This window comes from Streptomyces himastatinicus ATCC 53653 (assembly GCF_000158915.1).
Taxonomy (GTDB): Bacteria; Actinomycetota; Actinomycetes; order Streptomycetales; family Streptomycetaceae; genus Streptomyces; species Streptomyces himastatinicus.
In genome coordinates, this window is sequence record NZ_GG657754.1 from 10,712,284 (window position 1) to 10,713,499 (window position 1,216).

At 69.3% G+C, this 1,216-nt stretch carries 1 protein-coding gene; it reads left to right on the plus strand.

The window, feature by feature from the left end; all coding sequences use genetic code 11:
- Positions 1-32: 32 nt before the first annotated feature.
- Positions 33-1,216, plus strand: a 1,184-nt coding sequence (locus tag SSOG_RS54550; RefSeq protein WP_167542555.1) for a hypothetical protein, incomplete at its 3' end; no start/stop codon positions are given.

Here is a 1,216-nt window from a genome sequence, read left to right on the forward strand (position 1 = left end):
GTGGATTCGCGTTCGGGGTGCACCACGGGCTCATGGCGCGGCTACCGGAGGTCGAGACCACCGAGTCCACGGTCCGCCGGACCCCGAAGACGCTGGAGCTGGGGCCCGAGTCCGACTACCGGCTCGTCGTCACCGAGGACTTCGGCCCCGTCACGCCGATCTTCGAGTGGGCGGTGAACCGGCTCGACGCCAAGCCGGGCTCCTCGGCCTACCACGAGCTGAACAAATTCATCTCCTCCCGGAACTTCCACCAGCTCTCCGGGCGCATGGACCGGTCCTGGGTGGTCGGTGAGCCGCTGTTCGCCGACGACAAGAAGGGCAGGAAGGGCACTCCGCTGGGCGCCTTCGTCGTCTGGACCGAGCGGGGACGGGCCGTGCTGGCCTCGGAGACGGACAAGGCGGAACTGCGGGACTCGGCCTTCCTGACGGTGCAGAACACCCGGAAGCAGTCCAAGGCGATCGCCAAGGACCTCTCCCTCGTCGTCGGGCCCACCTTCAACCTGCCGACGTTCGGCCTCCAGGAGGTCATCTCCGACTGGATGAACCGGATCAAACCCCGGATCCAGATCGGCCCCAGCGCGCGCATCGGGCACACCCGGGGCCGCTCGGCGATGACCGGCGGCTCGGGCGCGGTCCGCTCGGTCGGCCGGGCCAAGAACGTCACCAGTGACCTGTACCGGGTCGAGAAGACCGTCTGGATCCGCAAGACCGGGGACGCGCACGCGACGCCGTTCAAAACCTGGAGCCTGGACCGGATGACGCGCACCGAGGCGCGCCGCCTGGCCGGGATGGAGGACGAGAACACCTTCGGCAGAACCGAGCCGTTCGCCCCCGCCTACCTCACCCGGGACAACCCGCCGACCCTCGGCATGGCCCGGCCGGTGCAGTTCCTCTACGACAACGGCCGGTACAGCCGCAAGTTCCCGACGGGCACCGAGGGCGAGGACACCTCCGCCGAGACCGGTGCCGAGACCGGTGCGGCCGCCCCGGTGAGCCCGGAGGTCGTCTTCACCGAGCGCAACCGGATCGACTCGCTCACGCAGCAGGTGCTGACCGCCGTCGCCCGCAAGTACCCCACGATGGTCGCCACGCTCGAGGACCTCGGCGACCCGGGCGACAAGAGGTGGCGCAACCAGGCGCACTACCAGATGGTCCTGCACAACACGCTGACCGTCATCAACGCGCTCTCGCACCACAGCGTGGCGGGCAACACGGA